The 13,247-nt window shown below is 59.4% G+C and carries 10 protein-coding genes; 4 read left to right on the forward strand and 6 right to left on the reverse strand.

What is annotated here, in order from left to right:
- The first annotated feature begins 65 nt into the window (after positions 1-65).
- Positions 66-338: a hypothetical protein gene (locus tag CSQ92_RS28880; RefSeq protein WP_139144688.1), complete on the forward strand. Its 273-nt coding sequence runs from the start codon at positions 66-68 to the stop codon at positions 336-338.
- Positions 339-462: 124 nt separating this feature from the next.
- Positions 463-1,383, forward strand: a complete 921-nt coding sequence (gene gluQRS, locus CSQ92_RS21065; protein WP_099395279.1) for a tRNA glutamyl-Q(34) synthetase GluQRS — start codon at positions 463-465, stop codon at positions 1,381-1,383.
- Between the two features lie 74 nt (positions 1,384-1,457).
- Here gluQRS and CSQ92_RS21070 read toward each other — a convergent pair whose 3' ends face one another.
- Positions 1,458-3,689, reverse strand: a complete 2,232-nt coding sequence (locus CSQ92_RS21070; protein ID WP_099395280.1) for a TonB-dependent receptor — start codon at positions 3,687-3,689, stop codon at positions 1,458-1,460.
- Positions 3,690-4,205: 516 nt separating this feature from the next.
- Between CSQ92_RS21070 and CSQ92_RS21075 the strand changes: the two genes are divergently transcribed.
- Positions 4,206-6,881 carry a hybrid sensor histidine kinase/response regulator gene (locus CSQ92_RS21075; RefSeq protein WP_099395281.1) on the forward strand — a complete coding sequence of 892 codons (2,676 nt, stop codon included), beginning with the start codon at positions 4,206-4,208 and terminating at the stop codon, positions 6,879-6,881.
- Complete coding sequence (gene bla, locus CSQ92_RS21080) at positions 6,874-7,767, forward strand: class A beta-lactamase (RefSeq protein WP_099395282.1); 894 nt, start codon at positions 6,874-6,876, stop codon at positions 7,765-7,767. The genes CSQ92_RS21075 and bla overlap by 8 nt, the downstream gene beginning before the upstream one ends.
- Here bla and CSQ92_RS21085 read toward each other — a convergent pair whose 3' ends face one another.
- From CSQ92_RS21085 to CSQ92_RS21105, 5 genes are all read right to left on the reverse strand, one after another.
- Entirely contained in the window at positions 7,768-8,202 is a 435-nt protein-coding gene (locus tag CSQ92_RS21085; protein WP_099389504.1) for a DUF695 domain-containing protein, read from the reverse strand.
- Between the two features lie 44 nt (positions 8,203-8,246).
- A complete protein-coding gene (locus CSQ92_RS21090; protein WP_099395283.1) occupies positions 8,247-8,909 on the reverse strand; it encodes a hypothetical protein in 663 nt (220 codons plus the stop codon).
- A gap of 84 nt (positions 8,910-8,993) precedes the next feature.
- Complete coding sequence (locus CSQ92_RS21095; protein WP_099395284.1) at positions 8,994-9,260, reverse strand: PAAR domain-containing protein; 267 nt, start codon at positions 9,258-9,260, stop codon at positions 8,994-8,996.
- 13 nt (positions 9,261-9,273) lie between these two features.
- Complete coding sequence (locus CSQ92_RS21100) at positions 9,274-10,890, reverse strand: type VI lipase adapter Tla3 domain-containing protein (protein WP_099395285.1); 1,617 nt, start codon at positions 10,888-10,890, stop codon at positions 9,274-9,276.
- Between the two features lie 54 nt (positions 10,891-10,944).
- The gene (locus CSQ92_RS21105; protein ID WP_099395286.1) at positions 10,945-13,239 is read right to left on the reverse strand and encodes a T6SS effector phospholipase Tle3 domain-containing protein; all 2,295 of its coding nucleotides are present in this window, start codon (positions 13,237-13,239) and stop codon (positions 10,945-10,947) included.
- Positions 13,240-13,247: the final 8 nt, after the last annotated feature.

Below are 13,247 nucleotides of genomic sequence, written 5' to 3' on the forward strand. Positions count from 1 at the left end.
AATTTATCAGCCATCAAAGTATTTCAAAAAATTTTCCCGATCAAAATACGAATGTGAAAAAATATATGTCCAACACAGAAAACTCAGAAGAAAAAATTTCCGGAAAAAAATTTGAAATATTACTTATAGCTTTTGATGAATTCAAAAAAATGCAAAAAAATATTTCCGATTTCGAAATCTACATCCAAGACAACAACGAAGATATTGAAATAACCTTCGTGCCAAATTTCTCACCAGGAGAAAAAATACTAGGTGGAAAAACATCTTTAGGAAGATCCATCACCTATACCATTTCAAAAAAAACAAAAGAAATTATCAAGTCAAATTATCATAGATGACATCAATAAGATTCTTAACTGTTTGACTTGGTTTTCAAGCTGAACCATACTTCGCATTGACTGCCTTAAGACAGGCCATTCAGCGACACAATCAGCACATCAGATCCAAATACGACATCCACGCATGCCCTCTCCCACCTCCCCCTACATCGGCCGCTTCGCCCCCTCCCCCTCCGGCCCTCTGCACATGGGATCGCTCGTTGCCGCCATGGCCAGTTATCTCGATGCGAAGGTGCATCATGGAACGTGGCTGTTGCGCATCGAGGACCTGGACTATGACCGCAATGTCGAGGGCGCCGATCTCGGCATCCTGGCCAGCCTGCAGCGCTGCGGCATGTACTGGGATGGCGAGGCGACGTGGCAGAGCAAGCGCTTGCCGCTGTACGAGGCGGCGCTGAAGCAGTTGCAAGATGATGGCCTCGTGTATGCGTGCGGCTGTTCGCGCAAGGAGATCCAGGATTCAGTGCTGCAGGCGGGCGGACCCAAGGGTGGGGCCGCCGTGTATCCGGGCACTTGCCGTCATGGACTGGCGCCGGGCAAGGCAGCGCGGGCCTTGCGGCTGCGGGTACCGCAGGGGGCCGATGCGGTGTACGCGTTTGCCGACCGCTGGGCAGGTCCGCAGCGGCAGGATCTGGCCAGTGAAGTAGGCGACTTCATCGTACTGCGCGGCGATGGCTACTGGGCGTACCAGCTGGCCGTGGTGGTCGACGATGGCGCGCAGGGCATCACGCAGGTGGTGCGCGGCGCGGACTTGCTCGATTCCACGCCACGCCAACTGTATCTGCAGGACGTGCTGGGCTTGCCGCATCCCGGCTTCCTGCACGTGCCCGTCGTCACGAACGACAGCGGCGAAAAACTGTCCAAGCAGACGGGCGCCCTCGCCTTCGATACGGCAAGCAATGCTGCCGACCTTCTGGCGTCGGCGCTGCAGCCTGCGGCCCGCTTCCTGGGACTCGACGTGCGCGCCGACAAGGTGGAAGATTTCTGGCGGCAAGCCATTCCCGCCTGGGCACAGCGGCTGGCACAACTTCCCGAGCGGGCATAAAAAAACCCGCCGCGGCGAACCGGGCGGGTAGCAATGCAGGCGCCAGCACATGGCCGGCACCTGAAGTCTGGCAATTAGAAGTTGCCTTTGAATTGCACCCCAAACTGACGTGGCTCATTGATGAAGCCCGTGCGGTTGTTGAAGTCGATGGCGCCCGTGATACGCTGGGTGTCGGTGATGTTGCGGCCAAAAGCGGCCACTTCATACTTGCCGGCATCCCAGGTGTAGCCTACGCGCAAGCCGCCTTCGACCATCGGCTTGCCGGTGAACTCGGTTGCTTCATACAGGAAGAAGTTGATCTTGCTGCGGTATGCCCAGTCCGTGAAGACGAAGAATTCGCCGTTTTCCATCGGGATCGAATAACGGCCCGTGGCGGTGATCGTCCACTTCGGCGCTTGCGGCAATGGATTGCCGTCGATGATGGCACGGTTGCCGGTGGTCAGCGAATCGGTCACGGTGCAACGCGTTTGAGCGCAGGTGGCGATCGACAGGCTCGGGTCCTTGATTTCCGTGAAGTTGTAGCTGCCGCCCAGGGACATCTTCAGGCTAGGCGTGACAAAACCTTCCAGTTCCAGCTCGGCGCCACGGCCATTCGTCTTGGCTGCATTGATCAGGCGCGTCACGTTCGAGGTGCCGCCAACGACCGTCAATTGCTGGTTCTTCACCTGGTAGTTATACAGGCTGAAGGCAACGCGGGCGCGGCGCTCGAACAGGTCGGCCTTGATGCCCGCTTCGAACGAGGTGATCGTTTCAGCATCGGCCACGGTGACAGGCACGCTGGTGCTGGCCGGGGCGATACTTGGCGCGCGGAAACCGGTAGCGACACGGCCGTAGAAGTTCACGTCCTTGTTGTATTTATAGGTACCGCTCAAGTCCCAGTTGACCTTGGCTTTGCTGACATCGGCGCTGGTCGGGTTGACCTGCACGATGTTGGTCGCTTCCACCGTGTTGAAATCCTTCTTGTCCTTGGTGTAGCGCAAGCCGGCGCGCAGCATGAAGTCATCGCTGACGGCGTAGTTGACGGAACCAAACGTTGCCCAGGCCGAGTTCTTCTGGCGGCTGGCCAGGTGCGTGGTCAGCACATGCGTGTCGGTATTGAAGTTGTCGGTGAAACCGTTGGCATCTTCGTTGAAGTAGTACACGCCTGCCTGCCAGTTGAGGGGACCAGCATTCTTCGATTCGGCGCGGAATTCTTGCGAGTATTGTTTCACGCTGGTGATGCCGCCAGCCGTTTCAACCTGGAAAGGAATGAAGCCTGGGCCCGTCGGCGTGCCGCCGTCGATATCGCCATGCGACACGTAATTGCCGACCTGTTCAAAGCCCGTGATCGAGTACAGTTTAATACCGTCCAGGTCCCAGCTCAGGCGGGCGCTGGCGCCGTTGGTGCGCAGGCGCTGGAAGTTCGGCGCATTCGTGAACGACTTGTTCGGGTCGAAACCGTCGACGATATCGTTCGTGCCCTGCTTGATCATGTTGGCGTAGAAGACGCGCGCGCTGCCCGTGGTGTTGCGCTGGTGCACATTGAACAGGGCATTGAAGGTGGTATTCGGTGCGTACATCAGTTGCACGCGCTCGGCGTGTTCGTTGTAGCCGTCCAGCGCGTTTTTCTGGCCCGTAAAGGTGTTGTCGACGTAATCGTCGCGGTGCTGGCGCAGGGTCGAGAAGCGCAGCGCCCATTCTTTGCTCAGCGGCACGTTGACGGCGCCGTCGAAGTTGGTCGTGTTATGCGTGGCGGCGGAAACGTTGTAATAGCCTTCAACCTTGTCCAGGTTCGGCTTGACGGATTCGAACTTGACCACGCCGGCGGGCGTATTGCGGCCGAACAAGGTGCCTTGCGGGCCGCGCAACACTTCCACGCCAGCCACGTCGAAAATCGGATAGCCCTTGAGGATCGGATTTTCTTGCACGACATCGTCGTAAATCAGGGAAACAGGTTGCGATGCAAAAATGTTGAAGTCGGTATTGCCGTAGCCACGGATGTAGAAGCGGGGGAAGGTGCGGCCATTCGACGATTCCACGTTCAGGCTCGGTACTTTGCCGGCCAGCACGCGAATGTCTTGTCCGCTGGACACCAGCACGTCGAGCTTCTCGTCGCGCAGCAGCGACACGGAGACGGGCACGTCGCGGATATTTTCCTTGCGGCGCTGCGCCGTCACGGTCACGGTTTCCAGCTGGCTGGCGGCAGGGGTCGTATCAGCAGCGACTTCATCAGCATAAGCCGAGCCGATAGGCAAGGCAGCGGACAGTGCCAGCATAGCAGCGCTTTTGGCGCACAAACGCTTGTGCATCTTGGACATCTTGATCATGTTGTTTCCCAGAAGTTTAAAAAAGAATTGCGAAACCTGTCTCCGGGTTATGTACGGCGCTGGATGATCGTCTGCACCATCACGGTGCAGCAGCGCGAGCGGATGTTTCTCCGCCCATGGCGTCACTGGCTCTGCCCTGGCTGTCGTCCACGCCGACAGCGGTCTGGCCGCATCTCTGGGATGTCTGATGAACACCAACTTTTGAGTAAGGCGCCAATTTAATTCAAGCGCCTTATACGCTGCAAGAATATTGTTATGTAAAATATTCATTCATCAACATAATGCGCTGACTAGTGGTTATTCAGCCACAATAGTGCCCTTGTCTTGCTATTTCCTTGCTATTTCCCCCGATCACTTGCCACTTGGCGAGATTTTTTCGCCAACCCTGAGAAAGTGGAAACGGCGTCCTGCAAGACAGCCCAGAGCGTATAAATAGTTGTAATATCGCCAGAATTGAGTTGCCAGGCCGCCCCATTCCGGTGCGGCGAGTTCCCTGCACCATCGTCCATAACCTCCATGCCAGAACCCAGCCAGCCCAGCAACGCCGCCCCGTCCTCCACCGTCGCCGCCCAGGCGGCGCATTTACTGCTGAGCGCCCATTGCGACATCGTCTGGAGCACGAAAACCTTCGGCCAGTTCGATGCCGACCAGCCATCCTGGCGCGCCTTCACGGGCCAGAGCGAGGCTGAACTGCTGGGCCGCGGCTGGGTCAATGCCCTGCATCCGGACGACCGCAACTTGCCTTACGTCATGCCATCGCACCTGACCAGCGTGTTCGAAGCGGAATACCGGCTGCGCCACGTCAGCGGCACTTACCGCAACATGCTCGTGCGCATGCTGCCTGTGCTGGCGCCTGACGGCAGCATCGTTGAATGGCTGGGCTCGCATTGCGACGTGACGCAGCAACGGCAGACGGAGCAGCGGCTGCGCCTGGCCATGCAGGGCGGCCGCATGGGCACGTGGGAGATCGACCTGGGCAGCGGCAGCATGACCGGCTCCGATGCCTTCAAGGCCAATCTGGGCTTGCCGCCGGACAGCCACATCGATTACGCGCAACTGACGGGCGCCATGCTCGACGGCGACCTGCAGCACTGGCAGACGGTGGTGCATGCCGCCATCGCCAGCGCCAGCGATTTCGAAATCGACATCCGCGTGCGCTGGCCCGATGGCGCGCTGCACTGGGCGCACATGCGCGGCACCTGCGCCAGCGATGGCGCCGGCAACGTGATCGCCCTGTCCGGCATCTCGCTCGACCTGACGACCAGCAAGCAAAACGAGGAAACCCTGCGCCTGACCCTGGCGGCCGGCGAAGTGGCCACCTGGAACTGGGATATCGTTGCCGACCGGGTCACGGCCGACAGCAATATGGCGCGCTTGTTCCCCGTCAATGCCGATGCTGCCACGGCGGCGCCGCTGGCGCGCTACCTGGACCTCATCCATCCCGATGACCGCGAGCAAGTCAGCGCGCAGATTACCCAGGCATTGCACGCACACACGCCGTTCGAGGCCAGTTACCGCGTCGGCGACGGCGACGGCCAATACCGCTCGGTCATCGCGCGGGGCCGTGCCGAATACGCGCCCGATGGCACACCTCTGCAATTGCCAGGCGTCCTGCTCGACATTACGCGCCAGAAACAAGTGGAAGATGCGCTGCGCCGCAGCGAGGAACGCTACCGCACCCTGATCGAGCTGATGGACCAGGCCTTTTGCGTCATCGAAATGCTGTACGACGAGCAAGGCCGCCCTGTCGATTTCCGCTATCTGGAAGGCAACCCCGCCTTCGTCAAGCAATCGGGACTGGACAATGCCATCGGCAAGACCATCCGCAGCTTCGTGCCCGACCACGACCAGCACTGGTTCGACATGTACGACCAGGTCGTCAAGACCGGCGAACCCGTGCGCTACGAAAACGAAGCCGTAGCCATGGAGCGCTGGTTCGAAGTCTTCGCCGCGCGCCTGGGCGGCCCCGGCAGCCGCCTGCTGACGGTATTGTTCAGCGACATCAGCGAGCGCAAGCGTTCTGAGCAGCAATTGCGCCAGCTGGCCGACAACCTGTCCGAAATGGACCGGCGCAAGACGGAATTCCTCGCCACCCTGGCGCACGAACTGCGCAACCCGCTGGCCCCCATCCGCAACGGCTTGCAAATCATGCGCCTGGCCGCCGACAAGCCCGCCACCGTGGCGCGCGTGCGCGACGTGATGGAGCGGCAAGTCAATCAGATGGTGCATCTGGTCAATGATTTGCTGGATGTGGCCCGCATCACGCGGGGCCAGATCGAACTCAAGCTGGAACGCGCGGACTTGAAAAGCATCATCGCGGGCGCCGTGGAAACGAGCATGCCGCTGATCGAAGCGGGCCGCCACCAGTTGCAGGTGCAACTCGCTGAAGAGGCGCTGCCGCTTGAGGCCGACCCCACGCGCCTGGCGCAAGTGCTGGGCAATTTGCTCAACAATGCCGCCAAGTACACACCCGCCGGCGGCCACATCAGCTTGCGCGCCTTACGCGATGGCAACGAGGCATTGATTGAAGTCAAAGACAGCGGCGTGGGCATTCCCGCCGAATCGCTGGCTACCGTCTTCGACATGTTTACGCAGGTGGGGCAGAACATGGGCAGGGCTCAGGGCGGCCTGGGCATCGGCCTGTCGCTGGTGCGGCGCCTGGCCGAGCTGCATGGCGGCAGCGCCACGGCGGCCAGTCCAGGCGCCGGCCTGGGCAGCACCTTCAGCGTGCGCCTGCCACTGCAGGAGGAGGAAGCGAAGGCGCCTGCCGTACTGGCTGCGCCTGCCAACACCACCAGCGGCCCGCACTTCCGCGTGCTGGTGGTCGACGACAATGTCGATGCGGCCGATACCCTCGCCGCCGTGCTCGACATGATGGGCCATGCCGCGCAAGTGGCCCACGATGGCGCGCAAGCCCTGGCCTTGGTGCCGCAATTCCTGCCAGACGTTATATTCCTCGATATCGGCCTGCCCGGCATGAGCGGCTATGAAGTGGCGCGCGCGCTGCGCCGGATACCGGCCGGCGCCAACGTCGTGCTCGTGGCATTGACGGGCTGGGGCGCCGAAAACGACCGCAGTCAATCGAGCGCGGCCGGCTTCGACCACCATTTGACCAAACCGGCCAACCTGCTCGCCATCGGCGAACTGCTGGCCGCCCTTTCCACTCCCAACACTCCTACAAACCATGACTGAATCCCTGAACCACGTCCGCCGCAACCTCCTGCTGGCCGGCGGCGCCGCCCTGCTGTGCCCGGCACCGCTGCTGTTTGCCGCGCCCGCCACCAGCATCGCCGCAGCACAGGCACAACTGGCCGCGCTGGAACAAGCCGCAGGCGGACGCCTCGGCGTTGCCGCCTGGCGCCAGGGCAGCGACCTGCGCGTTGCCTATCGCGCCGACGAACGATTTCCCCTGGCCAGCACCTTCAAGGCGATGCTGGCGGCCGCCGTGCTGGCCCGCAGCGTCAGCCAGCCGGGCTTGCTGGACCAGCACGTACGTTACGAGAAAAAAGACCTGGTCACCTATTCGCCCATCACGGAGAAGCATCTGGCCGACGGCATGACCGTGGCCGATCTGTGCGCCGCCACCTTGCAGTACAGCGACAATAGCGCGGCCAATTTCTTGATGACATTATTAGGCGGGCCGCAAGCCGTGACGGCCTATGCGCGCAGCATCGGCAATACGGTGTTCCAGCTGGAACGCTGGGAAACGGAATTGAATAGCGCCATCCCCGGCGAAGTGCGCGACACGGCCAGCCCCGCGTCGATGGCGCACAGCTTGCAGCAATTGTTATTGGGAAATAGCTTGCCGGCGCCGCAGCGCCAGCAACTGGACGCCTGGATGCGCGGCAACACGACAGGCGACAAACGCATCCGCGCCGGCGTGCCTGCCGGCTGGCAGGTGGCGGATAAAACGGGTTCGGGCGCGTATGGCAGCGTCAATGACATCGGCGTGGCCTACCCGGCCAGCGGCGCGCCGCTGATCATCGCCGTGTACTACACGCGCGAACAGAAAAAAGCGGACACGAACCAGGACATCATCACGGCCGCCACGCGCATCGTGACGGCCGCGTTGGTCTGATTACGTCGGCAACGCAGCCATGAAGCCCGCATACGTGGACCAGGCGGGGTCAGCCGCGCTGCGGATTTCAATCGGGAACTTTGGACGCGGCGCCAGCGCCGTGTTCAGGCGATTGAAGAATTCTTCGCCCGACTGCGTGTAGTAAATCCATTCGCGCAGGTTTTCACCCGTCGATACGAGGGCCAGGGTGGCGAAGCCGTCCTCTTCCACCACGGGTGCCAGCGCCGCTTCCAGCTCTTCCATGTGCTCGCGCTCGTTCGGTGCGGGCATGCCCGTCTCGTCCTCGTAGCGCCAGGCGATGATGATGCGGTCCGGCTGCGACGACAGGTCCCAGTCGTCATGGAAGGCGTCGACATAGCGGTAGATGATGGCCATCTCGTCGCTATGCGTGACGATGGTGCCCCAACTGCGGGCGGAAGTGGAGTTTTCGTTCATGGTTGCAACAGTCAAAAAGTGAAATCGGGCAAAGGGCGAGCAGTCTACAGTACTGGCGGGCAAGTCACATTCCACGCGTCATACTGAGCACCGCTCTTGCGCAGCCAGACGCGGGCGTAGCTGTCGCGGTCGCTCTTGAATACCAGCGCATAGCGCTCTTCGGCACGCGGTGCGGCGGCGCCCACGTCGACGGCCGCCAGCGTAAACTTCAGCGCCCGCAACGGGGCACAGGCCGTGTTACCCGCCATCAATAATCGCGCCCGCTCCAGCAGCGGCTTCTGATACAGCAACACGCCTTCCAGCTCGACATCGGGAACGCGCTGCAACAGGCGCACGGGTTCGGCCACCGCGCGGCAGGTGCCACGGTCGAGCCAGGCGTAATACTCCATGCCCGCCTCTTGCCAGCGTTCCTGCTTGCCCTCGCCGTGCAGCACGAACTTGGTGCGCTGCGTACGGCACAGCGCGCCATGTCCACGGTAAGGCGACGTTTCCACGCTGCCCACCACTTCGCTGCCACGGCCGCCGACCACGGGCACGCTCTCGAACACGGTGCGTGCAGCCGGCTCGCCCGGATATTGCTGCGCATAAAATTCCAGCAAGGACGCGCGCTGCTGCGCATCCGCCGCCACCGCCTCGGCGGCACTGGCAGGGAGGCACATGGCCGACACTACACACAGCGCCAAGGGGCGCACGAAATAACCTGGCATGGCATTCCTTCAATCTGAGTCCAGGGCGGGTATCGCCCAAGCGCAGATTATATAGTTACCGGGAAATGGCAGGCGGACGCGGCGTCAGGAGGTGCGCAAGGTGGCGCCGCAAGCGAGCAACTTGGCGCCACAGGTGGTGGTATCGCCGTCGAAGGCGATGGCAATGCCGTTGATGCTGTGCCGGGACGAGCCGCCGGCAATCTTGCAGCCCTGATGTCCCTTGATGGGGCAGCTGCACAAATCCCCGACGCAGGCGACAGGAATCCCGTTGACCGTAAAATGCGTGGCGGCACAACTGAGCACCTTGCCGCCATGCGACGTGGCGTCGCCCAAACGGATGACTTTGCGCATACAGCCTCCCGAATTATTGTCCCGCCTGGCTTTCCAGGATGGCTTCCACCGATGGCGCCGCGTAATTGGCCGGATCGACGGCAGGTGTGACGCGGCTGCGGAAGATATCGCCATTGGCATCCTGCTGCCGGCGTTTGGCTTCCGATGGCGGCGTGATGAAGATGATGCTCGCTTCATTATTGTCGCGCAGATTGATCGCCGCACTGGCGCCGCCGTCGCGATAGCTGCCCATCACGCCAATGGCCATCTGCATGAACCAGGTCGCCGCACCGGTATTGCCCAGGCGATGATCGGTATTGATGAACTGCGCGCTTTTGCTGCTGTCGATTTCCGGTCCACCCTGTGACGCGTAGTCGTGCAGCATGCTTTCCAACATCAGCAACTGCTCGGGCTGGTTTCCCGTCCCTGCCACGATGCGCGCCGCCCCCTTGCCGCGCTCCGCTTCCGGCAAGGTCTGCAGCGCCTGCTGCCAGCCCGCATTGAACATCTTCTGGCGCTGGTCACGCCGCGTGACGGGCTTGCCCTCTTCATCCGCAAATTGTATAAACACGGGCCGATGCACAAAACCGAACGAGGGCAAACGGTCAAAGGTTTCCATCTGTTCCCGGTTCCACGGAATGGGAAACCACGGCGTCGGTTTCCAGTCACGCGGGGGACGATTTTCCCAGGGGTTGAGTTTGTCGAAAGTATGCAAGCCCACGCCGCGTATATCGGGCCGCTGGGCGAAGGCGGCGGCAGCCGTGAGCCATTCGGCGACGGTGGGTTGACGTTCGCTAAAGGCTTCGGGTCGCAGCTGTTTCGCGCGTGAAGGCAGCGACTGCATGACGTCGTAATACATGCCACGCAGTTTATCCTGGACGAACTTATTCTCCGGGTCATCCCATACAAATGGGCGCAACGGTTCTATTCGTTCGCGGCGTGCCAGGATGAATACCGCCGTGGCATCAGGCATATCTGGGATGAAATATCCATTTACCAATTTCCTTGCAGTGCCTGGCTTACGATTACCATCCCGCGTGCCAACGCTGTCCTCGGAGTGTAAGGCGACGTAGGGTACGTCAGGATGCTTGTCGAAAAAATCAAATACGTCAATAAGCAATTGGTCAGGATGTTCATCCAGCTTCCATGAAGCCAAGGAAAATAGGTGCAAGGGCATTCCCCCCGTGCCAGCGCCAGCCACGAGTCCCGCCATCGGCTCAATCAAACTCGGTTGTGCATTCGGGTCAAGAATAGGGGTTCCTGCATAAAACGAAGGCAGGTTCCAATACATCGGAGTGAAATTGATGCCATTTTCCAGCGCATCGTAGGCTCTGCTACCACTGTCGCCATCCTTGTCATCACCCGTCCAGGGATATTTCTTGGGATCTTGTTCGCGTATGCTCGTGTAAGGACTTCCTTTTTGCAAGGCTCCCCACAATTTACCCTGCCGGTATTTGTCCAGCGTCACACCCAATCCGATCACTTCCAGCACGTACTCCTGCCGTGGCTCCACCGGTTTCTTTGGCTGTTTTTCCTGAACCTGTAATGCAATTTCACGCGCCTGACTTTTCGATAAAGCACCTAACCATAACAAGCCAAAAAATAAAATTACAACAACTATTGATATTCCCAACCAACGAAGCGTCATCATGGTTATCACCTTTTTGCCTGCAGTTTCGGAAAAATAATCGGTCCAAGCGAGTTGCTACCGACGAGACTTCGACACTTCATTTATTTTGCTTTTTTCGCTCACTATTTTTATATTTTTTGTTTGTGATGCTACAATTTTCCACAATGGTCCTGATAGCAAGGGCAGTCCTGCCGGCAAAATCCCAGTGTTGTAATAGTCAATGCTGCCATTGATCACGGCACTTCTCCAGGCCGGTTCTACGGATAAATATGGGGCGAACTCCAATACGAATTTTTCTTTTATCCGTATTCCTTTACGCCCTTTATCGTGGCTCTTCAGGTCCTTCACTCGCCAATCCGCCACCGCACACAGATATGCATAAAACTGCGGATCTGACGACGCCTTGCCACTTCCTATGGCCACGTCATATGCCGTCACCTGGCTGTGATTCTTCGCGCTGCCGATGATGGAACTGTGGAAAGATCTTGGACTCACTTCACGTTGCCAGCGCAAGCGTGACTCATTCGGGCTTTCCTGAATCTGTGCCACGACCTTGCTGTCTGGGTAGCGTTTCGCGGAAACAACTTCGCGTTGATCCCGCTTGTCTTTCACGTGCAGTCCTTTTTCCTTGTTGTAGCTTGCCGTCATCAATGCCAACTCTCGTTGACTAAGATATTCTTCCCTTTCAGGAAACTTTTGATAACCTCCCGGGTCAGGACGATATTCGCTGCGTATCTGCATGCCGCTTCCGCTGGTCGGTGCTACCGACGCATCGCAGGGATCGACTTCTTCCACAGGTCCCTGATCTTCAGGTTTACGGTTTCGCATCATGGACGTTGTGGGAATATTGGCGGGATCAATTTGCGAGGTGCCACGCAAGTCGGCCGGTACCGGTTGTTTCAACGCTTCGCCAGTGATGGTGCGTACGCCATTGCGCTGTTCCACCTTGCTCAACCTGGTATTGACAGGCCACGCCACCGCCTTGTGTAGCGCACGATGACTACGCAAGGAAACCTCCACATGGGACTGTTCGCTTTCTGTCGCGAGCCTTAGTGGAAAATCAAAAGGCGGAGGTTTTCCAACCAACGACACCGTGGTCTTTCCCGTAGCCGGATCCAGTCTGGTCTTGTTGCTGAATACCCGCTGATAAAACCTGTTGCCCAGTTCCGCCAGCGCGCCGCGTACCTGCTTGTGCTCCACCATCTTGGTATGTCCGGAGGAGATACTGTACCCATCAAGACTGGATGTCTCCTCTTCTTCTATGAGTTCACTTCCCGAGGCATAATCGGGCACGCCATCCCATCCTATGCCCTGGATATTATCCAGGGCCACCGTCATATCTTCAGGGCAAAAATACAGATAGACCTTGCGGCGATTGTCGCGGTCCTCTGCACTCTGCCAGCGGCCGCCGACCATGCCGCGATGTTCGTCTTTCTTCAGGTCGGCAAACGGCGGCATGCAGGGCTGACCGTTACCTTTCGCCACCCCGGCAACTATATTCACCAAGGTCTTCAGACGCGCACCCAGCGTCTGCGCACCACTGAGCAAATGGTAATAGGGCTTCATCGCCGCATCCTCACCGCCATCGAACCAGGCAGCGCCTCGCATCAACAGAGGCAGGCTGTCCACCAGGCTGTACGGCGGATGCGTGAGTATCAAATTATCGGCTGGCGCCAGCCCCTTCTCCATCAACATGGCTTGCGCCAGCAGCGACAGCAGGCAACCCTGGCTATGCGCAACGATGCTGACGGTATCATCCGCATCGTAATCGCGGATCATGGAAATGAGCGCGGCCAGCCGCTGGGCCGCCAGCACCATATACATGCGTCCGGGCGCCGTCCTCAGTGGCCGCAAGGCATCCCCCATGGGATCGGCTGGCGCATAGATTCCCGGACGCCACATATCGGGCAAATTACTGGTGGCATTGCCGAACGGCCCGCCTTCCTTGGACAGGTCCTTGTCGAGGCGGTTACCGTAACGGTCGACAAACTGGCCGTTGACGGAACTCGTCTTACCTTCGACTTCACGGTAGCCCCAGTAAAACGGAATCACTGGGCTATCGGTGTCCTTGTCTATCGTGCGCTTGAAGAATACGGCGTCGGGATCGTCTTCCAGCCTGTCCTTGTCCGCCGCCACGGGCATGCGGTAAGAAGCTGGCGTAAAGCCGCGCCCCAGCCTTTGCGTCAAGCCTTCGCACAAGCCATGTTCCACCGCCTTGTAGCTGACGCCCACATCGTTGACGCCATGGATGACGATGATATTGCCCGGCAGGTTGCGGCGTATCTTGACCTTTTTGCACACGCTGCGTTCGCAATGCAGGATCGCCACGTCCTCACCCACGACGTACTGTAGTTTCGGATAGCTGCCCATCGCACTCT

Source organism: Janthinobacterium sp. BJB446 (assembly GCF_002735655.1).
Classification (GTDB): domain Bacteria; phylum Pseudomonadota; class Gammaproteobacteria; order Burkholderiales; family Burkholderiaceae_D; genus Janthinobacterium; species Janthinobacterium lividum.